This is a genomic window from Pseudomonas sp. WS 5146 (assembly GCF_012985495.1).
GTDB classification, from domain to species: domain Bacteria; phylum Pseudomonadota; class Gammaproteobacteria; order Pseudomonadales; family Pseudomonadaceae; genus Aquipseudomonas; species Aquipseudomonas edaphica.
In genome coordinates, this window is sequence record NZ_JAAQWL010000008.1 from 243095 (window position 1) to 261147 (window position 18053).

An 18053-nucleotide genomic window follows, 5' to 3' on the forward strand; every position below is an offset into this window, starting at 1 on the left:
CTTTCCATTTCCAGTAGAATGCCGCGGACTCCATATCCACGGGTGCATCTTGAATGTCGACGATAGCAGACAACATTGGCCAGGTTAGCCAGCGCATCCGCGCCGCGGCCCACGCCGTGCAACGTGACGAAAGCAGCATCCACCTGCTGGCCGTGAGCAAGACCAAACCTGCCCAGGCCGTGCGCGAAGCCTATGCCGCCGGCATGCGCGACTTTGGCGAGAACTACCTGCAGGAAGCCTTGGGCAAACAGGCTGAATTAACCGACCTGCCCTTGAGTTGGCACTTCATCGGCCCCATTCAATCGAACAAGACTCGTGCGATCGCCGAGCACTTCGCCTGGGTACATTCCGTGGACCGCCTGAAAATCGCGCAACGCCTGTCTGAACAACGCCCGGCTGACCTGCCGCCGCTGAATATCTGTATTCAGGTCAACGTGAGTGGCGAAGCCAGCAAGTCCGGCTGTACACCCGCCGACCTGCCGGCCCTGGCCGCTGCAATCAGCGCCCTGCCGCGTTTGAAGCTGCGTGGCTTGATGGCGATCCCCGAGCCGACTGAAGATCGCGCTGCACAAGATGCAGCCTTCGCTGCGGTAAAAGACCTGCAAGCCAGCCTGAACCTGCCGCTGGACACACTTTCCATGGGCATGAGCCACGACCTTGAGTCGGCCATCGCCCAAGGGGCCACCTGGGTGCGGATCGGTACCGCCCTGTTTGGCGCCCGCGACTACGGCCAGCCGTAAAATGGCTGACATCCCTCTAAGTAAGGACCTGTCATGAGCAACACGCGTATAGCCTTTATCGGCGCCGGCAACATGGCGGCCAGCCTGATCGGCGGCCTGCGGGCCAAGGGCCTGGAAACCACGCAGATCCGCGCCAGCGACCCCGGCGCCGAGACCCGCACCCGCGTCAGCGCCGAGCACGGTATCGAAACCTTTGCCGATAACGCCGAGGCCATCCAGGGCGTCGACGTGATCGTGCTGGCGGTAAAACCGCAAGCCATGAAGGCCGTGTGCGAAAGCCTGCGCCCGAGCCTGCAACCGCACCAACTGGTGGTGTCGATCGCCGCCGGCATCACCTGCGCCAGCATGAACACCTGGCTCGGTGCCCAGCCGATCGTGCGCTGCATGCCCAACACTCCGGCACTGCTGCGCAAGGGCGTCAGCGGCTTGTACGCCACCTCCGAGGTGACTGCCGAGCAGCGCGACCAGGCTCAGGAACTGCTGTCTGCCGTGGGCCTGGCCGTGTGGCTGGAACAGGAGCAGCAGTTGGACGCGGTCACCGCCGTGTCCGGCAGCGGCCCGGCTTACTTCTTCCTGCTGATCGAAGCCATGACCGCCGCCGGCGTCAAACTCGGCCTGCCCCATGAAGTCGCCGAGCAACTGGCCGAGCAAACTGCTTTGGGCGCCGCGAACATGGCGGTAGAAAGCGCTGTGGACGCCGCCGAGTTGCGCCGTCGCGTGACCTCGCCAGGCGGTACCACGCAGGCCGCCATCGAATCCTTCCAGGCCGGGGGCTTTGAAGCCCTGGTGGAAAAAGCACTGGGTGCCGCAGCACACCGTTCAGCCGAGATGGCTGAGCAACTGGGCAAATAGTCATCCCTTACCAAGGTAATCAAACATGCTCGGAATCAATGACGCTGCCATTTTCATCATCCAGACCTTGGGCAGCCTGTACCTGCTGATCGTGCTGATGCGTTTTATCCTGCAACTGGTGCGGGCGAACTTCTACAACCCGCTGTGCCAATTCGTGGTCAAGGCCACCCAACCGCTGCTCAAGCCACTGCGCCGGGTAGTGCCGAGCATGTTCGGCCTGGACATGTCCTCGCTGGTGCTGGCACTGCTGCTGCAAATCCTGTTGTTTGTAGTGATCCTGATGCTCAACGGCTACCAGGCGTTCACCGTGCTGCTGTTGCCATGGGGCTTGATCGGAATCTTCTCGCTGTTTTTGAAGATCATTTTCTGGTCGATGATCATCAGCGTGATTCTGTCGTGGGTCGCACCCGGCAGCCGCAGCCCGGGTGCTGAGTTGGTAGCCCAGATCACCGAACCGGTGCTGGCACCATTCCGTCGCCTGATCCCGAACCTGGGCGGCCTGGATATCTCGCCAATCTTCGCGTTTATCGCGATCCAGCTGCTGCAAAGCTGGGTGATTCCGCGCTTGGCCTACTATGCGTTCATGCCTAAAGAGCTGTTCGGCCTGATCTGATAGGTGGGAGCTGGCTTGCCTGCGATGCAGGCTCCTCGGTGTGTCAGTCTCACCTTGGTGATGCAATCGCAGGCAAGCCAGCTCCCACACAAGCCAGTGCTGATATCTGTATCTGCGTACTGGTGCGGGCCTTTGCTTGCCGCTGGGGTCACCGCTCTTTAGACTTACGCCTCATTTAAACGAGAGCAGGGTCGATGCCAGCTGCCTTCCCCCCCGATTCTGTTGGACTGGTCGTGCCCCAAGTGGCGCACTTCAGCGAACCGCTGGCCCTGGCCTGCGGCCGTTCGCTGCCTGCCTACGACCTGATCTATGAAACCTACGGCCAGTTGAACGCCACGGCGAGCAACGCCGTGCTGATCTGCCACGCCCTGTCCGGCCATCATCACGCCGCTGGCTTTCACAGTGCCGACGAGCGCAAGCCCGGCTGGTGGGACAGCTGCATCGGCCCCGGCAAGCCCATCGACACCAACAAATTCTTTGTGGTCAGCCTGAACAACCTCGGCGGCTGCAATGGTTCCACCGGCCCGAGCAGCCTCAACCCGGAAACCGGCAAGCCGTTCGGCGCCGACTTCCCGGTGCTGACCGTGGAAGACTGGGTGCACAGCCAGGCGCGCCTTGCCGACTTGCTGGGCATCAACCAATGGGCCGCCGTGATCGGCGGCAGCCTGGGCGGCATGCAGGCGCTGCAATGGACCATTTCCTATCCGGATCGCGTGCGCCATTGCCTGGCCATCGCCTCGGCCCCAAAACTGTCGGCGCAGAACATCGCGTTCAACGAAGTGGCACGCCAGGCCATCCTCACCGACCCCGAGTTCCACGGCGGTTCGTTCCAGGAAGCCGGTGTGATCCCCAAGCGCGGCTTGATGCTGGCGCGGATGGTCGGGCATATCACCTACCTGTCCGATGACTCCATGGGCGAAAAATTCGGCCGTGGGCTCAAGAGCGAAAAGCTCAACTACGACTTCCACAGTGTCGAGTTCCAGGTCGAAAGCTACCTGCGTTACCAGGGCGAGGAGTTCTCGGGGCGCTTCGACGCCAACACTTACTTGCTGATGACCAAGGCGCTGGACTACTTCGACCCGGCCGCCAACCACGACGACGACCTGGCGAAAACCTTCGAGCACGCCACGGCCAAGTTCTGCGTGATGTCATTCACCACCGATTGGCGCTTCTCGCCAGCGCGTTCGCGTGAACTGGTGGACGCCTTGATGGCCGCACGCAAAGACGTCTGCTACCTCGAGATCGATGCTCCGCAAGGCCATGACGCCTTCCTGATTCCGATCCCACGCTACCTGCAGGCTTTCAGCAACTACATGAACCGCATTACTTTGTGAGAACGCCATGAGAGCCGACCTGGAAATCATCCAAGACTGGATCCCCGCCGGCAGCCGCGTGCTCGACCTGGGCTGCGGTGATGGCGAACTGCTCAGCTGGCTGCGCGACAACAAGCAAGTCACCGGGTATGGCCTGGAAAACGACCCGGACAACATCGCCCAGTGCGTGGCCAAGGGCATCAACGTGATCGAGCAGGACCTGGACAAGGGCCTGGGCAACTTTGCCAGCAACAGTTTCGATATCGTGGTGATGACCCAGGCCCTGCAAGCGGTGCATTACCCGGACCGCATCCTCGACGAGATGCTGCGCGTGGGCCGTCAGTGCATCATTACCTTCCCCAACTTCGGCCACTGGCGCTGCCGCTGGTACCTGGCGACCAAGGGCCGGATGCCGGTCTCGGACTTCCTGCCATACACCTGGTACAACACGCCGAACATCCACTTCTGTACGTTTGAAGACTTCGAAGCCCTGTGCGGCGAGCGTGAAGCCAAGGTGATCAACCGCCTTGCCGTCGATCAACAGCACCGCCATGGGTGGGCGAGTAAGCTATGGCCTAATCTGTTGGGCGAAATTGGTATCTACCGGGTCAGCAGCCCTGGCCTGACCGACCACAAGATTGCCGTCTAATCATTATCAAGAGGCACGATCATGAGTCGTTTGGCTGTTTTTCTATTGACCGCCTTCCTGGGCGCCAGCGCCGTGGCAGCAGACGCCGTCGACGGTAACCGCCAGAAAGAATTTGGCGATATCACTGTGCACTACAACACCTTCACCTCGAGTTTCCTGCAACCGGAAACCGCCCAGGCAGCCGGTATCGTGCGCAGCAACGAGAAGGGCCTGATCAATGTGTCGGTGATCAAGGGCGTGACGCCAGTGGCCGCGCAGGTGACCGGCACGATCAAGGACTTGAGCGGCAAGAGCGAAGTGCTGACGTTCAAGCAGATTACTGAAAAGGGCGGCATCTCGTACCTGGCGCCCTACTCGGTCACACAGCAGGAATACCGGACGTTTACCATCAACGTTGAAACCGGTGGCAAGGCCCACGGCTTCAGCTTCGTCCAAGAACTTTTTCCGGGCACCAAATGAACCTGACACAGCTCGTACTCGCCAGCCATAACGCCGGCAAACTCAAAGAACTCCAGGCCATGCTCGGCGACTCCGTGCAGCTGCGCTCGATCGGCGAGTTCAGCCAGGTCGAACCGGAAGAGACCGGCCTGTCGTTTGTCGAAAACGCCATCCTCAAGGCCCGCAATGCCGCACGCATCTCCGGCCTGCCGGCGCTGGCGGATGACTCGGGCCTGGCCGTGGACTTCCTCGGCGGCGCACCGGGCATCTACTCGGCGCGGTATGCCGATGGCAAAGGCGACGCGGCCAACAACGCCAAACTGCTGGACGCCCTCAAGGACGTGCCGGACGCGATGCGCGGCGCACAGTTTGTCTGCGTGCTGGCGCTGGTTCGCCACGCTGATGACCCGTTGCCGATTCTGTGCGAAGGCCTGTGGCACGGGCGCATCCTGCATGCCGCCAGTGGCGAGCATGGCTTTGGCTATGACCCGCTGTTCTGGGTGCCGGAGCGCAATGTCTCCAGCGCCGAACTGAGCCCGGCCGACAAGAACCAGATCAGCCACCGCGCCCGCGCAATGGATTTGCTGCGCCAACGCCTGAGCCTGAAATGACCCAAAACACCTCTGCGCAGCCGCTGATCCACGGCGGCGCGCAAACGCCTCGGGCGGCCTTGTCGGTGCTGCCGCCCCTGGCGCTGTACATCCACATCCCGTGGTGCGTGCGCAAATGCCCGTATTGCGACTTCAACTCCCACACCGCCAGCAAAGTGCTGCCGGAAGAAGAGTACGTAGACGCATTGCTGGCCGACCTTGATCAAGACCTGCATGCGGTTTACGGCCGTGAACTAAGCTCGATTTTCTTCGGTGGCGGCACGCCCAGCCTGTTCAGCGCCGCCGCGCTGGGGCGCCTGCTCAAAGGCGTGCAAGCCCGTATCCCGTTTGCCAACGACATCGAAATCACCCTGGAAGCCAACCCTGGCACCTTCGAGCAAGAGAAGTTCGTGGCGTACCGCAAGCTGGGGATCAATCGCCTGTCCATCGGCATCCAGAGCTTTCAGCAGGAAAAGCTTGAAGCCCTGGGCCGTATCCACAATGGCGATGAAGCCGTACGCGCCGCAGGCATGGCGCGCCAGGCCGGGTTCGACAACTTCAACCTGGACCTGATGCACGGCTTGCCCGATCAGTCACTGGACGATGCCCTGAGCGACTTGCGCCAGGCCATCGCATTGAAGCCAACGCACTTGTCCTGGTATCAGCTGACGCTGGAACCCAACACCGTATTTTGGAACCAGCCGCCCGCGCTGCCGGAAGACGACACGCTGTGGAACATTCAGGAAGCTGGCCAGGCACTGCTGGCCGAACACGGTTACGCGCAATATGAAGTGTCGGCCTATGCCCAACCGGGCCGCCCGGCGCGGCATAACCTGAATTACTGGAGCTTCGGCGACTTTATCGGCATCGGCGCGGGCGCCCACGGCAAGCTCAGCCATCCGGACGGGCGCATCGTGCGCACCTGGAAAACCCGGGCGCCAAAGGACTACCTCAACCCGGCAAAAAGTTTCCAGGCCGGGGCGAAAGAACTGACCAATGAGGAGCTGCCGTTCGAGTTCCTGATGAACGCTTTGCGCCTCACCGAAGGCGTTGAATCCAAGCTGTACGCCGAACGCACCGGCCTCGACCTGGCCAGCCTCGACGAAGGCCGCCAGGAGGCAGAACAAAGTGGCTTAATGCAGGTCGAACCGTCACGCCTGGCGGCCACCGACCGTGGGCAACTCTTTCTCAATGACCTGTTGCAGAAGTTTTTGAGCTGACGCTCTAAGGAAATCACATGGATTTGGTACTCGACCTGCTCGCCACCGTGTCCCGCTGGAGCCGTAGCAACCTGTCGGAAATCTCCCTGGCCCTTGTCGGTTGTTTGCTGGTGTTGTTTGGCGCGGATATCAAAGGCTGGATCGAAGGCCGCTTGGGCAGCATCGCCGGAGCATTGCGCGTACCGTTGATGGCGCTGGTATGCATGATCGGCAGCGGCGCAGCCTTGCTGTATGCCACGCCTTGGATTGTGCGGGGGCTGAGCCAGTTTAATAACTACAGTTTGGCGCCGGTGTTGGTGGTGGTGCTGGTGTTGATTGGCGTAGTCGCCGACCGCCGCTGATTCCAAAGCCCAACACAAAACAACTGTGGGAGCTGGCTTGCCTGCGATGCAGGCACCTCGGTGTATCTGTGATACTGAGGTGATGCTATCGCAGGCAAGCCAGCTCCCACAGTTGATTGCACTCCAAGCCGGCTATTGGCTTGTCAGTCAACCTTCTCGAACTTCAAATCCCAAACCCCATGCCCCAGTCGCTCGCCGCGGCGTTCGAACTTGGTGATCGGGCGCTCGGCCGGGCGCGGCACGCATTTGCCGTCTTCGGCCAGGTTGCGGTAGCCAGGCGCTACGTCCATCACTTCCAGCATGTATTCGGCATACGGCTCCCAGTCTGTGGCCATGTGCAGAATGCCACCCACTTTCAGCTTGCTGCGCACCAGCTCCGCGAAGGAAGCCTGGACGATACGGCGTTTGTGGTGACGCGATTTGTGCCATGGGTCCGGGAAGAACAGCATCAGGCGGTCGAGGCTGTTGTCGGCGATGCAGCGGTTGAGTACTTCAATCGCGTCGCAGTCGTAGACTCGCAGGTTGGTCAGGCCTTGGGTCAGTACGCCGTTAAGCAGCGCGCCGACACCTGGGCGGTGCACTTCCACCCCGATAAAGTCCTGGTCCGGCGCGGCCGCGGCCATTTCCAGCAGGGAGTGGCCCATGCCGAAACCGATTTCCAGGGAACGCGGGGCCGAACGGCCGAACACCTGGTCGTAGTCCACCGGCGCGTCGGCCAATGGCAACACGAACAGCGGCGTACCTTGCTCCAGGCCCTTTTGCTGGCCTTCGGTCATGCGGCCGGCGCGCATCACAAAACTCTTGATGCGGCGGTGCTTGGACTCGTCGCCTTCTTCCACGGTGTTCGGCGTTTCGTTTGATTCAGTCATCAATGGCTCTTACTTGATCAGACCATCCAGCGGCGAGGAGGCGCTGGCGTACAGTTTTTTCGGCATGCGACCGGCGAGGTAGGCCAAGCGGCCCGCGACGATTGCGTGTTGCATGGCTTGGGCCATCATGACCGGCTGCTGGGCATGGGCGATGGCCGAGTTCATCAGCACCGCGTCGCAACCCAGCTCCATGGCGATGGTAGCGTCGGAGGCAGTGCCCACGCCCGCGTCCACCAGCACCGGAATCCTGGCTTCTTCGAGGATGATTTGCAGGTTGTACGGGTTGCAGATGCCCAGGCCAGAACCGATCAGGCCGGCCAGCGGCATCACGGCGATGCAGCCGATTTCGGCCAATTGGCGAGCGATGATCGGGTCATCACTGGTGTAGACCATCACGTCGAAGCCTTCCTTGACCAGGGTTTCGGCGGCCTTGAGGGTTTCGATCACGTTGGGGAACAGGGTTTTCTGATCGGCCAGCACTTCCAGTTTCACCAGGTTGTGGCCGTCAAGCAGCTCACGGGCCAGGCGGCAGGTGCGCACGGCTTCGATGGCATCGTAGCAACCGGCAGTGTTCGGCAGGAAGGTGTAGCGATCCGGCGACAACACTTCGAGCAGGTTCGGTTCGCCTTCGATCTGGCCGAGGTTGGTGCGGCGCACGGCAAACGTCACGATCTCGGCACCCGAGGCTTCGATGGCCAGACGGGTTTCTTCCATGTCGCGGTACTTGCCGGTGCCAACCAGCAGGCGGGACTGGTAGGTACGACCGGCCAGGACGAAGGGCTTGTCGCTACGAACGATGCTCATGGGAAATCCTCGAATTGGGGTGAGGTTCTGCAGAATGCGGGTTGACGCCCTTGAGCGCCGGGCGGCTAGCCGCCGCCGATGGCGTGGACCACTTCGACCTGATCACCTTCGGTGAGCGCGGTTTCGGCATGCTGGCTACGCGGGACGATATCCAGGTTGAGCTCCACTGCGACTCGGCGTCCGGTCAGGTCCAGACGGGTCAGCAGGGCCGCAACGGTTTCACCGTCGGGCAGTTCAAAGGATTCGCCGTTCAACTGAATGCGCATGCCACGGGCCGCCATCGTTTTTAGGGGCCAGCATTCTAGCCCGATCAGCGTGGCTGACCCAAGTCCCTTGGTCAGGCTACCTGTAGACGCCACGCAGTCAAACCGAGGAAGAACCAGCCGAGCAAGAAGGCCAGACCACCAAACGGCGTGATGATGCCGAGCTTGCTGATGCCGGTCAGGGTCAGCGCATACAGACTGCCCGAGAACAGCAGGATGCCGACGGTAAAGGAGATGCCCGCCCAGCTGACCAATCGGCCAGGAATATGCGCGGCCAGCAACGCCACGCCGAACAGCGCCAGGGCGTGCACCAACTGGTAGGTGACGCCCGTATGGAAGATCGCCAGGTACTCGGCGCTCAGGCGGTTTTTCAGGCCGTGGGCGGCAAAGGCGCCCAGGGCGACGCCGGTAAAGCCGAAAAAGGCAGCCAGCATCAGAAAGCTACGCAGCATGAGGAACTCCAGTCAGACTCGAGGGGCAGGGTCTGTATAATGGCCCGCTCAACGGGTTCGGCCAAGCCATCTCTATGCTGCGTCTCCTCTTCAAGCGCTTTCTTAAAGTCATTAAATGGTTTGCCATCGGCAGTGTGCTGCTGGTGCTGCTGTTTCGTGTGGTGCCGCCGCCGTTCACCGCGTTGATGGTGGAGCGCAAGATCGAATCCTGGATCGACGGCGAGCCGATCGATGTGCAGCGCACCTGGGTGCCGTGGGATGAGATATCCGACGAACTGAAAGTGGCGGTAATGGCGGGTGAAGACCAGCGTTTCCCGCAGCATTGGGGTTTTGACTTCGGCGCGATCCAGGCGGCGCTGCTGCACAACGAGCGCGGCGGTTCGATTCGCGGCGCCAGCACTCTGAGCCAGCAAGTGTCAAAGAACCTGTTTTTGTGGACCGGTCGCAGTTATCTGCGCAAAGGCCTGGAAGCCTGGTTTACCGCACTGATCGAAGTGTTGTGGCCCAAGCAGCGGATTCTTGAGGTGTACCTCAATAGCGTGGAGTGGGATGAAGGCGTGTTTGGCGCAGAGGCCGCCGCGCGGCATCACTTTGGCGTGAGTGCCAAAGCGCTTTCCCGTCAGCAGGCCAGCTATCTGGCGGCGGTTTTGCCCAACCCTCGAGTGTGGAGTGCCAGCCATCCAACAGCCTATGTGGCAAGGCGAGCGGCATGGATTCGGCAGCAGATGAGCCAGTTGGGTGGGGATGGTTACTTGGTGGAATTGAATAACTCCCGCAAAGCCCCCTGGTCCGATTGACACACTGCACTACCCATGTGGGAGCTGGCTTGCCTGCGATAGCGGTGGGTCAAACTACCCATGTGTTAGCAGATACTGCCTCATCGCAGGCAAGCCAGCTCCCACAGTGGACCGAGTTGAGCTTGAGATTTTCGACTGCAAACAAAAATGCCCCAATCTTTCGATCGGGGCATTTTTTTGTCTTATCGCAGCGTTTTAAGCGGCGATCGACAACTTCAGCTTGTTCATCGCGCTTTTCTCAAGCTGACGAATCCGCTCGGCCGACACGTTGTACTTCTGTGCCAGGTCGTGCAGCGTGGCTTTTTCTTCAGCCAGCCAGCGCTGATAGAGGATGTCACGGCTACGGTCGTCCAGCACTTCCAGCGCTTCGTGCAGGTTCTGGTTGGAGTTGTCGCTCCAGTCGGCGTCTTCCAGTTGACGCGCCGGGTCGTACCGGTGGTCTTCCAGGTAGTTGGCCGGCGATTGGAAGGCGCTGTCGTCGTCCGCTTCAGCGGCCGGGTCGAAGGCCATATCATGGCCGGTCAGGCGACTTTCCATCTCGCGCACTTCACGCGGCTCCACGCCGAGGCTTTCGGCCACGCGGTGGACTTCCTCGTTGTTCAGCCACGCCAGGCGTTTTTTCTGACTGCGCAGGTTGAAGAACAGCTTGCGCTGGGCCTTGGTGGTCGCGACTTTCACGATGCGCCAGTTGCGCAGGATGAACTCGTGGATTTCCGCCTTGATCCAGTGCACGGCAAACGATACCAGGCGCACGCCCATCTCAGGGTTGAAGCGCTTTACAGCCTTCATCAGGCCGACGTTGCCTTCCTGGATCAGGTCAGCCTGGGCCAACCCGTAGCCGCTATAGCTACGGGCGATATGTACGACAAAACGCAGGTGGGCGAGCACCATCTGCCGAGCCGCCCCCAAATCCTGCTCATAGTAGAGACTCTCGGCCAGTTCACGCTCCTGCTCGGGCGTCAGCAATGGAATGCTGTTGACCGTGTGCACATAGGCCTCCAGGTTCGCACCCGGGACCAGAGCATAAGCAGGTTGCAAAGAAGTGGTCATACGAAAAAACCTCCGACTCACATAACTCGTGCAGTTCAGCACTGCGAAAATTGACCGGGAACCGTAGGACAAGTTCCCTAAACCACCAATACGGTCAATACAAACGAAACCACATTAATCTGACATTAACTACTTCGGTGCCAGCTCACGTAAATGACGAGCGACCGCAATCCAGGCACCGATATACCCCAACAAGACGGCACCAAGCAAGAGACTCAAGCCATCGGCGACCGGCACGCCGGCCAGGGCAAAATCGCTGCCGTACAAACCGGCCAGCCCTACTACCGCGTCGTTGAGCCAGTTCAAGCCAAAAGCCAAAACGCCCCAGGACAAAATCCCGGCACCGAAGCCATAAAGCGCGCCCATGTACAGAAAAGGCCTACGCACATAGCTGTCTGTGCCGCCGACCAGTTTAATCACTTCTATCTCGGTGCGGCGGTTTTCAATATGAAGACGAATGGTATTACCTATCACCAAAAGTAATGCAGACACCAACAACACCGTCAGGCCGAACACAAAGCGGTCGCCCAGCTTGAGAATGGCCGCCAGACGCTCTACCCAGACTAGATCAAGTTGTGCCTGTTGTACCTTGGGCATCTCTGCGAGTTTTTGTCGCAGGGCCTCAAGCGCTGGCTTGTCGACTTCGTTCGGCGTCACCAGCACCACGCCCGGCAGCGGGTTCTGCGGCAGCTCTTTAAGCGCCTCACCCAGGCCTGATTGCTGCTGGAACTCTTCAAGGGCCTGATCGCGGCTGATGTATTCGGCATCCGCCACGCCCGGCAGGTTCTTGATGTCGTCGCGCAGGTTCTCGCCATCTTTGGCGCTGGTGTCGAGGTCCAGGTACAGCGAAATCTGCGCCGCGCGCTGCCAGGAACCGCCCAGGCGCTCCACATTATTAAGCAGCAGCGACAAACCCATCGGCAGGCTCAGTGCCACAGCCATTACCAGGCAGGTGAAAAAGCTGCCGATCGGCTGCTTGCCCAGGCGGCGCAGGCTGTCGACCAAGCTGGCGCGATGGCTTTCGATCCAGGCGCGCAGCAGCGTGGCGAAATCCGGGCCATCATCTTCGTCGCGTTTTTTCTTCGGCGGTTGCGGGTCGGCGGCTTTTGGCGCCACACGCTCGGAAACCTTGGGGCTGCGAGTCGCACTCATACGCCAGCCTCCCCGTCGCCGATCAGGCGGCCGCGTTGCAAGGTCAGCATGCGGTGGCGCATACGGGCGATCAGTGCCAGGTCGTGACTGGCGATCAATACGCTGGTGCCCAGGCGGTTGATGTCTTCGAACACGCCCATGATCTCAGCCGCCAGACGCGGGTCGAGGTTACCGGTAGGTTCGTCCGCCAGCAACAAGGCCGGGCGGTGGACAATGGCGCGGGCGATGCCGACGCGCTGTTGTTGGCCGGTGGACAGGTCGCCCGGGTACAGGTCGGTCTTGTCCGACAGTGCCACGCGCTCCAGGGCCGAATCCACACGTTTGACGATTTCAGCCTTGGACAAGCCGAGAATCTGCAGCGGCAAAGCAATGTTGTTGAACACCGTACGATCGAACAGCAACTGGTGGTTCTGGAACACCACGCCGATCTGGCGGCGCAGGAACGGGATTTGTGCATTGCTGATGGTGGCCAGATCCTGGCCGGCCAGCAGCAGCTTGCCGGTGGTCGGGCGCTCCATCGCCAGCAACAGCCGCAACAGCGTACTTTTACCGGCGCCTGAATGGCCGGTTACAAATAGAAACTCGCCACGCCGCACTCGAAAGCTCAGCTCATGCAAGCCCACATGCCCGTTGGCGTAGCGTTTACCGACCTGTTCGAATCGAATCATGAACGCTCCCGCTCGGCGAAAAGTGCCTGTACAAAGGGTTCGGCTTCAAAGGTGCGCAGGTCGTCGATACCTTCACCGACACCGATATAACGAATCGGCAACCCGAACTGTTTGGCCAGGGCGAAGATCACACCACCCTTGGCCGTGCCGTCGAGCTTAGTCAATGCCAGGCCGGTCAGTTGCACCGTCTGGTTGAATTGTTTGGCCTGGCTGATGGCGTTCTGGCCAGTGCCGGCGTCGAGCACCAGCAGCACTTCGTGCGGGGCGTCGGCGTCGAGCTTGCCGATTACGCGGCGCACTTTCTTCAGTTCTTCCATCAGGTTGTCTTTGGTGTGCAGGCGACCGGCGGTATCAGCGATCAACACATCGATGTTACGGGCCTTGGCAGCCTGCACGGCATCGAAAATCACCGAGGCGGAATCGGCGCCGGTGTGCTGGGCGATGACCGGGATCTTGTTGCGCTCACCCCAGACCTGCAACTGCTCCACGGCAGCGGCGCGGAAGGTGTCACCGGCGGCGAGCATGACTTTTTTGCCTTCCGACTGCAGCTTCTTGGCCAACTTGCCGATGGTGGTGGTTTTGCCGGCGCCGTTGACGCCGACGACCAGGATCACGAACGGCTTGTTCGGCGTGATCACCAGCGGCGCTTCCACCGGCTTGAGCATCGCAGCCAGTTCGGCCTGAAGGGATTTGTAGAGCGCATCGGCGTCGGTCAACTGCTTGCGCGCAACCTTCTGGGTCAGGCTCTGGATGATCACGGCAGTGGCTTCGACGCCCACGTCGGCGGTCAACAGACGGGTTTCGATGTCTTCCAGCAGCTCGTCATCAATAACCTTCTTGCCCAGGAACAGGCTGGCCATGCCTTCGCCGATACTGGCGCTGGTTTTGCTCAGGCCTTGCTTGAGGCGGGCGAAGAAGCCGGTTTTGCTGGTTTCAGCGGGAGCAACAACGGGCTCCGGGGCGACCGGCGGCTCGATAATGGCGGGGGCGGCAACCACCACAGGTGCCGGCGCTGGCTCCACAACCACCGGCGCAGGCGTTTCGATCACTGGCGGCGCTTCGACCACAACCGCCACCGGCTCAACCACGACCGGAATCGGCGGCGTCACGTGCTCAGCCTGCACGTCTTCAACCAGCGCCACAGGCTCTTCGGCCACCGGCAGTTCCAGCCACGACTTGTGCTCTGGCTCTGGCTCAACCTGTGCCGCTGGCTGCAATACGGGCTCAGCCATCGGCAACACCACCGGCGCCGGGGTTTCAGCGACCGGTTCGGCTTCTAATACAGGCTCTGGAATCGGCTCAGGCTGAACCTGTGGCTGTTCGACGACGGTTTCCTGCGGCTTTTTGCGCAGCCATCCGAACAGGCCTTTTTTCTCGCCAGCCGCAGCTGGACTCTTCTTGTCGTCGTTGGAACCAAACATGGAGGACGGCTATCTCAAAGTAGCGATGCGCCAGGGCGCCTCGGTAAATAAATTCGATGCAGAACAGACTGCTTTAACGCTCGCTTGTTCATGCGCAACATTTTGTAAGGCGTAAATAAAGGCCTCAACAAATCGTTTCAATAAAGGACTGAAGCGACAAAATCGGCGAAAAGTAGAAGATCGTCGGGGAAACCCAGCGCCAATTCCTACATTCCTACGACTGAAACCGGGACAAGATGACTGCCACAGTGGCCCTGTCCAAACCGGATCAGTATCCTAGCACCTCCTCGCCCGCCGACGCTAAGACCAAGCGGGTAGCCCAACAGGTTAAAACACGAATGATTGCTCTAGCCCGCCGCGCCGCAGGCCTGCTGCTCAGCACAGTTTGTCTGCCTCTTTCAGCCTTGGCTGCCGACCCACAACCCACCCATGAATTCACCCTCGATAACGGCCTTAAAGTGGTCGTGCGCGAAGACCATCGCGCGCCGGTGGTGGTTTCCCAGGTTTGGTACAAGGTCGGTTCGAGCTACGAAACCCCGGGCCAGACCGGTTTGTCCCATGCCCTGGAACACATGATGTTCAAGGGCAGCGCCAAAGTCGGTCCCGGCGAAGCCTCGCTGATCCTGCGTGACCTGGGCGCTGAAGAAAACGCCTTCACCAGCGACGACTACACCGCGTATTACCAGGTACTGGCGCGTGACCGCCTGGGTGTCGCTTTCGAACTGGAGGCCGACCGCATGGCCAGCCTGCGCCTGCCGGCCGATGAGTTCAGCCGCGAAATCGAGGTGATCAAGGAAGAACGCCGCCTGCGCACCGACGACAACCCGATGTCCAAGGCCTACGAGCGCTTCAAGGCGATGGCCTACCCGGCCAGCGGCTATCACACGCCGACCATCGGCTGGATGGCCGACCTTGAGCGCATGAAGGTTGAAGAACTGCGCCACTGGTACCAGTCCTGGTATGTGCCGAACAACGCCACACTGGTGGTGGTCGGCGACGTGACGCCGGACGAGGTCAAGAAACTCGCCGAACGTTACTTCGGCCCAATCCCCAAGCGTGATGTGCCACCCGCCAAGATCCCACTGGAACTGGCCGAACCTGGCGAGCGCTTACTGACCCTGCACGTGCAGACCCAACTGCCGAGCGTGATCCTCGGTTTCAACGTGCCGGGCCTGGCGACTGCCGAAGACAAGCGCTCGGTGCAAGCCCTGCGCCTGCTCTCGGCCCTGCTCGATGGCGGCTACAGCGCGCGTATCTCGGAACAGCTGGAGCGCGGTGAAGAACTGGTCTCCGGCGCGTCCACCAGCTACGACGCCTATACCCGTGGTGACAGCCTGTTCACATTGAGCGCCACGCCGAATCAGCAGAAGAAAAAGACCATTGCCCAGGCCGAAGCCGGCCTGTGGCGCCTGCTGGACGAGTTGAAAGCCAAGCCGCCGACCACCGAAGAACTGGAGCGTATCCGCGCCCAAGTAATTGCCGGCGTGGTTTACCAACGTGATTCCATCACCAGCCAGGCCACGGCCATCGGCTCGCTGGAAACCGTTGGCCTGTCCTGGAAACTCATGGACACCGAGCTTGCCGACCTGCAAAGCGTGACCCCGGAAGATATCCAGAAAGCCGCGCGCACCTACTTCACCCGCGAACGTTTGAGCGTCGCCCATGTTTTGCCCGAGGAGACCGCTCATGAGTAATCGCAAAAGCAGCCGCCTGATCTTCCCCGGCCTGGTCGTCGTCACCCTGATCGCCGCCAGCGCCGTGTACTTCCTGCGCCCGAGTGAATCGGTGGCCAGCCAGGCGCTGGACAAGGCGCAATCGGCCAACAAACTGCAATCTTTGGCAGAACTGGACGGCAAGGCGCCGACCAACCGCAAGCTCGACGTGCAAACCTGGACCACCGCCGAGGGCGCCAAGGTGCTGTTCGTCGAAGCCCACGAACTGCCAATGTTCGACATGCGCATCCTGTTCGCCGCCGGCAGCAGCCAGGACGGCAATACCCCAGGCGTTGCGTTGCTGACCAACGCCATGCTCAACGAAGGCATACCGGGCAAGGATGTCAGCCAGATCGCCAGCGGCTTTGAAGGCCTGGGTGCCGACTTCGGCAACGGCGCTTATCGCGACATGGCGTTGGTGTCCCTGCGCAGCCTGAGCGACAGCGACAAGCGCGACGCGGCCCTGACGCTGTTTGACCAAGTGATCGGCAAGCCGACTTTCCCGGCCGACTCCCTGGCGCGCATCAAGAACCAGATTCTGGCCGGTTTTGAGTACCAGAAACAGAACCCAGGCAAGCTGGCCAGCCTTGAGTTGTTCAAGCGGTTGTACGGCGACCACCCTTACGCGCACTCGAGCGAAGGCACGCCTGAGAGCATTCCGGCGATTACCCTGGCGCAGTTGCAGGCGTTCCACGCCAAAGCATATGCAGCGGGCAATGCGGTGATTGCCGTGGTGGGCGATCTGACTCGCGCCGACGCTGAGGCCATGACGGCCAAGGTCTCCGCATCGCTGCCCAAAGGCCCGGCCCTGGCCAAGATCGCCCAGCCGACCGAGCCGAAAGCTGGCCTGAGCCATATCGAGTTCCCGTCCAAGCAAACCCATTTACTGTTCGCGCAACTGGGCATCGACCGCGCCGACCCGGACTACGCCGCCTTGTCCCTGGGCAACCAGATCCTCGGCGGTGGTGGTTTCGGCACCCGCTTGATGAGCGAAGTGCGTGAGAAGCGCGGCCTGACCTACGGCGTTTACTCCGGTTTCTCGCCGATGCAGGTACGTGGTCCGTTCATGATCAACCTGCAGACCCGCGCCGAAATGAGCGGCGGCACCCTGCGCCTGGTTGAAGACGTGCTGGCCGACTACCTCAAGACCGGCCCGACGCAAAAGGAACTGGACGACGCCAAGCGTGAGCTGGCCGGTAGCTTCCCGCTGTCTACCGCAAGCAACGCCGATATCGTCGGGCAGCTGGGCGCCATGGGTTTCTATAACCTGCCGCTGAGCTATCTTGAGGATTTCATGAAACAATCCCAGGCCCTGACCGTAGAGCAGGTCAAGGCTGCAATGAATAAACACTTGAGCGCCGACAAGATGGTCATCGTGACCGCCGGCCCGACGATTGCGCAAAAGCCACTACCGCCCCCCACTGATAAACCCGCCGAGCAGCCGCTCGGGGTTCCGGAGCATTAATGGCCAGTTCATCTCGCCCGAAAAAACCTGTCCACAACGTGCATAACGGTGTGGGCCAACTGCGCATCATTGGCGGTGAATGGGGCAGCCGCAAGCTGAGTTTCCCTGACGTCGTGGGCCTGCGCCCAACGCCGGATCGCGTGCGTGAAACCCTGTTCAACTGGCTCGCGCCGTATATCGGCGGCGCCAAGGTACTGGACCCGTTCGCCGGCAGCGGCGCGCTGTTCCTCGAAGCGCTGTCCCGTGGCGCCGCCCAGGGCCAGGCGCTGGATGCCAGCAATGTGGCGGTGTCCAGCCTCAAGGAACACCTGGGCACACTGCGCTGCACCACCGGCCAGGTGCAGACAGCCGATGCGCTGCGCTACCTGGAAACCCAGGCGGCCAGCGAATACGACGTGGTGTTCCTCGACCCGCCGTTCAACCAGAACCTGTTGCCGACGGTGTGTGCGCTGCTGGAAGAGCGCCAGTGGCTGGCACCCGATGCGTGGATCTACACTGAAAGCGAGACCGCGCCGTCTACCCTCGGCCTGCCGGGCAGCTGGCGCCTGCACCGGGAGCAGAAGTCCGGTCGCGTGTATTACGCGTTGTGGCATCGGTTGGTTGAAAGCGCCGCTTAACCTTAGGTAAATGTTGTAGTGAGCGGG

The 18053-nt window shown here is 61.0% G+C and carries 21 protein-coding genes; 13 read left to right on the forward strand and 8 right to left on the reverse strand.

Annotated elements, in window-relative coordinates:
- Window positions 1–53: 53 nt before the first annotated feature.
- The 9 genes from HBO41_RS21015 (at window position 54) to HBO41_RS21055 (ending at window position 6756) form a co-directional block, all read left to right on the forward strand.
- Window positions 54–740, forward strand: a complete 687-nt coding sequence (locus HBO41_RS21015) for a YggS family pyridoxal phosphate-dependent enzyme (RefSeq protein WP_169987578.1) — start codon at window positions 54–56, stop codon at window positions 738–740.
- Window positions 741–773: 33 nt separating this feature from the next.
- On the forward strand, window positions 774–1592 hold the full coding sequence (proC, locus tag HBO41_RS21020; protein WP_169987580.1) for a pyrroline-5-carboxylate reductase: 819 nt from the start codon (window positions 774–776) through the stop codon (window positions 1590–1592).
- Window positions 1593–1617: 25 nt separating this feature from the next.
- A complete protein-coding gene (locus HBO41_RS21025; RefSeq protein ID WP_017139454.1) occupies window positions 1618–2205 on the forward strand; it encodes a YggT family protein in 588 nt (195 codons plus the stop codon).
- A gap of 194 nt (window positions 2206–2399) precedes the next feature.
- Window positions 2400–3539 carry a homoserine O-acetyltransferase gene (locus HBO41_RS21030; protein WP_138450794.1) on the forward strand — a complete coding sequence of 380 codons (1140 nt, stop codon included), beginning with the start codon at window positions 2400–2402 and terminating at the stop codon, window positions 3537–3539.
- Window positions 3540–3546: 7 nt separating this feature from the next.
- Window positions 3547–4167 carry a methionine biosynthesis protein MetW gene (gene metW / locus HBO41_RS21035; protein WP_016972957.1) on the forward strand — a complete coding sequence of 207 codons (621 nt, stop codon included), beginning with the start codon at window positions 3547–3549 and terminating at the stop codon, window positions 4165–4167.
- A 21-nt stretch (window positions 4168–4188) separates the two neighbouring features.
- Entirely contained in the window at window positions 4189–4626 is a 438-nt protein-coding gene (locus HBO41_RS21040; protein WP_017139456.1) for a DUF4426 domain-containing protein, read from the forward strand.
- The gene (rdgB, locus tag HBO41_RS21045; RefSeq protein WP_017139457.1) at window positions 4623–5216 is read left to right on the forward strand and encodes an RdgB/HAM1 family non-canonical purine NTP pyrophosphatase; all 594 of its coding nucleotides are present in this window, start codon (window positions 4623–4625) and stop codon (window positions 5214–5216) included. Before HBO41_RS21040 ends, rdgB begins: the two co-directional genes overlap by 4 nt.
- Window positions 5213–6415, forward strand: coding sequence for a radical SAM family heme chaperone HemW (hemW, locus tag HBO41_RS21050; RefSeq protein ID WP_262380455.1), 1203 nt, complete (start codon window positions 5213–5215; stop codon window positions 6413–6415). The genes rdgB and hemW overlap by 4 nt, the downstream gene beginning before the upstream one ends.
- Window positions 6416–6432: 17 nt before the next feature.
- Window positions 6433–6756: a DUF3392 domain-containing protein gene (locus tag HBO41_RS21055; protein WP_017139459.1), complete on the forward strand. Its 324-nt coding sequence runs from the start codon at window positions 6433–6435 to the stop codon at window positions 6754–6756.
- A gap of 143 nt (window positions 6757–6899) precedes the next feature.
- Here the strand turns inward: HBO41_RS21055 and trmB are convergent, their stop codons facing one another.
- From trmB to HBO41_RS21075, 4 genes are all read right to left on the reverse strand, one after another.
- Window positions 6900–7625 (reverse strand): tRNA (guanosine(46)-N7)-methyltransferase TrmB, encoded by a 726-nt coding sequence (trmB, locus tag HBO41_RS21060; RefSeq protein ID WP_017139460.1) that lies wholly within the window; start codon window positions 7623–7625, stop codon window positions 6900–6902.
- Between the two features lie 9 nt (window positions 7626–7634).
- Window positions 7635–8429 carry a thiazole synthase gene (locus HBO41_RS21065; RefSeq protein WP_017139461.1) on the reverse strand — a complete coding sequence of 265 codons (795 nt, stop codon included), beginning with the start codon at window positions 8427–8429 and terminating at the stop codon, window positions 7635–7637.
- Between the two features lie 65 nt (window positions 8430–8494).
- Window positions 8495–8695 carry a sulfur carrier protein ThiS gene (thiS, locus tag HBO41_RS21070; RefSeq protein ID WP_032865944.1) on the reverse strand — a complete coding sequence of 67 codons (201 nt, stop codon included), beginning with the start codon at window positions 8693–8695 and terminating at the stop codon, window positions 8495–8497.
- 71 nt (window positions 8696–8766) lie between these two features.
- Window positions 8767–9144: a DUF423 domain-containing protein gene (locus tag HBO41_RS21075; RefSeq protein ID WP_056857688.1), complete on the reverse strand. Its 378-nt coding sequence runs from the start codon at window positions 9142–9144 to the stop codon at window positions 8767–8769.
- Between the two features lie 74 nt (window positions 9145–9218).
- Between HBO41_RS21075 and mtgA the strand changes: the two genes are divergently transcribed.
- Window positions 9219–9941, forward strand: a complete 723-nt coding sequence (gene mtgA, locus HBO41_RS21080) for a monofunctional biosynthetic peptidoglycan transglycosylase (RefSeq protein WP_099550332.1) — start codon at window positions 9219–9221, stop codon at window positions 9939–9941.
- A 195-nt stretch (window positions 9942–10136) separates the two neighbouring features.
- Here mtgA and rpoH read toward each other — a convergent pair whose 3' ends face one another.
- The 4 genes from rpoH to ftsY all read right to left on the reverse strand — a co-directional run bounded on the left by rpoH (window position 10137) and on the right by ftsY (window position 14232).
- Window positions 10137–10991, reverse strand: a complete 855-nt coding sequence (gene rpoH / locus HBO41_RS21085) for an RNA polymerase sigma factor RpoH (RefSeq protein WP_017139465.1) — start codon at window positions 10989–10991, stop codon at window positions 10137–10139.
- Between the two features lie 129 nt (window positions 10992–11120).
- Window positions 11121–12143, reverse strand: a complete 1023-nt coding sequence (ftsX, locus tag HBO41_RS21090; protein WP_017139466.1) for a permease-like cell division protein FtsX — start codon at window positions 12141–12143, stop codon at window positions 11121–11123.
- Window positions 12140–12811: a cell division ATP-binding protein FtsE gene (gene ftsE, locus HBO41_RS21095; protein ID WP_003213784.1), complete on the reverse strand. Its 672-nt coding sequence runs from the start codon at window positions 12809–12811 to the stop codon at window positions 12140–12142. The genes ftsX and ftsE overlap by 4 nt, the downstream gene beginning before the upstream one ends.
- Complete coding sequence (gene ftsY / locus HBO41_RS21100; RefSeq protein ID WP_099550331.1) at window positions 12808–14232, reverse strand: signal recognition particle-docking protein FtsY; 1425 nt, start codon at window positions 14230–14232, stop codon at window positions 12808–12810. The genes ftsE and ftsY overlap by 4 nt, the downstream gene beginning before the upstream one ends.
- 338 nt (window positions 14233–14570) lie before the next feature.
- Between ftsY and HBO41_RS21105 the strand changes: the two genes are divergently transcribed.
- From HBO41_RS21105 to rsmD, 3 genes are read left to right on the forward strand one after another with little or no spacing between them, the layout of a single operon-like run.
- Entirely contained in the window at window positions 14571–15926 is a 1356-nt protein-coding gene (locus HBO41_RS21105) for a pitrilysin family protein (RefSeq protein WP_017139467.1), read from the forward strand.
- Window positions 15919–17409 (forward strand): pitrilysin family protein, encoded by a 1491-nt coding sequence (locus HBO41_RS21110; RefSeq protein WP_099550330.1) that lies wholly within the window; start codon window positions 15919–15921, stop codon window positions 17407–17409. The genes HBO41_RS21105 and HBO41_RS21110 overlap by 8 nt, the downstream gene beginning before the upstream one ends.
- Window positions 17409–18026, forward strand: a complete 618-nt coding sequence (gene rsmD, locus HBO41_RS21115; protein ID WP_056857682.1) for a 16S rRNA (guanine(966)-N(2))-methyltransferase RsmD — start codon at window positions 17409–17411, stop codon at window positions 18024–18026. Before HBO41_RS21110 ends, rsmD begins: the two co-directional genes overlap by 1 nt.
- Window positions 18027–18053: the final 27 nt, after the last annotated feature.

What these genes read in the sequence shown, in the direction of transcription:
- HBO41_RS21015 (WP_169987578.1), top strand. Translation starts at nt 54, where the DNA reads ATGTCGACGATAGCAGACAACATTGGCCAGGTTAGCCAGCGCATCCGC.
- proC (WP_169987580.1), top strand. Translation starts at nt 774, where the DNA reads ATGAGCAACACGCGTATAGCCTTTATCGGCGCCGGCAACATGGCGGCC.
- HBO41_RS21025 (WP_017139454.1), top strand. Translation starts at nt 1,618, where the DNA reads ATGCTCGGAATCAATGACGCTGCCATTTTCATCATCCAGACCTTGGGC.
- HBO41_RS21030 (WP_138450794.1), top strand. Translation starts at nt 2,400, where the DNA reads ATGCCAGCTGCCTTCCCCCCCGATTCTGTTGGACTGGTCGTGCCCCAA.
- metW (WP_016972957.1), top strand. Translation starts at nt 3,547, where the DNA reads ATGAGAGCCGACCTGGAAATCATCCAAGACTGGATCCCCGCCGGCAGC.
- HBO41_RS21040 (WP_017139456.1), top strand. Translation starts at nt 4,189, where the DNA reads ATGAGTCGTTTGGCTGTTTTTCTATTGACCGCCTTCCTGGGCGCCAGC.
- rdgB (WP_017139457.1), top strand. Translation starts at nt 4,623, where the DNA reads ATGAACCTGACACAGCTCGTACTCGCCAGCCATAACGCCGGCAAACTC.
- hemW (WP_262380455.1), top strand. Translation starts at nt 5,213, where the DNA reads ATGACCCAAAACACCTCTGCGCAGCCGCTGATCCACGGCGGCGCGCAA.
- HBO41_RS21055 (WP_017139459.1), top strand. Translation starts at nt 6,433, where the DNA reads ATGGATTTGGTACTCGACCTGCTCGCCACCGTGTCCCGCTGGAGCCGT.
- trmB (WP_017139460.1), bottom strand. Translation starts at nt 7,625, where the DNA reads ATGACTGAATCAAACGAAACGCCGAACACCGTGGAAGAAGGCGACGAG.
- HBO41_RS21065 (WP_017139461.1), bottom strand. Translation starts at nt 8,429, where the DNA reads ATGAGCATCGTTCGTAGCGACAAGCCCTTCGTCCTGGCCGGTCGTACC.
- thiS (WP_032865944.1), bottom strand. Translation starts at nt 8,695, where the DNA reads ATGCGCATTCAGTTGAACGGCGAATCCTTTGAACTGCCCGACGGTGAA.
- HBO41_RS21075 (WP_056857688.1), bottom strand. Translation starts at nt 9,144, where the DNA reads ATGCTGCGTAGCTTTCTGATGCTGGCTGCCTTTTTCGGCTTTACCGGC.
- mtgA (WP_099550332.1), top strand. Translation starts at nt 9,219, where the DNA reads ATGCTGCGTCTCCTCTTCAAGCGCTTTCTTAAAGTCATTAAATGGTTT.
- rpoH (WP_017139465.1), bottom strand. Translation starts at nt 10,991, where the DNA reads ATGACCACTTCTTTGCAACCTGCTTATGCTCTGGTCCCGGGTGCGAAC.
- ftsX (WP_017139466.1), bottom strand. Translation starts at nt 12,143, where the DNA reads ATGAGTGCGACTCGCAGCCCCAAGGTTTCCGAGCGTGTGGCGCCAAAA.
- ftsE (WP_003213784.1), bottom strand. Translation starts at nt 12,811, where the DNA reads ATGATTCGATTCGAACAGGTCGGTAAACGCTACGCCAACGGGCATGTG.
- ftsY (WP_099550331.1), bottom strand. Translation starts at nt 14,232, where the DNA reads ATGTTTGGTTCCAACGACGACAAGAAGAGTCCAGCTGCGGCTGGCGAG.
- HBO41_RS21105 (WP_017139467.1), top strand. Translation starts at nt 14,571, where the DNA reads ATGATTGCTCTAGCCCGCCGCGCCGCAGGCCTGCTGCTCAGCACAGTT.
- HBO41_RS21110 (WP_099550330.1), top strand. Translation starts at nt 15,919, where the DNA reads ATGAGTAATCGCAAAAGCAGCCGCCTGATCTTCCCCGGCCTGGTCGTC.
- rsmD (WP_056857682.1), top strand. Translation starts at nt 17,409, where the DNA reads ATGGCCAGTTCATCTCGCCCGAAAAAACCTGTCCACAACGTGCATAAC.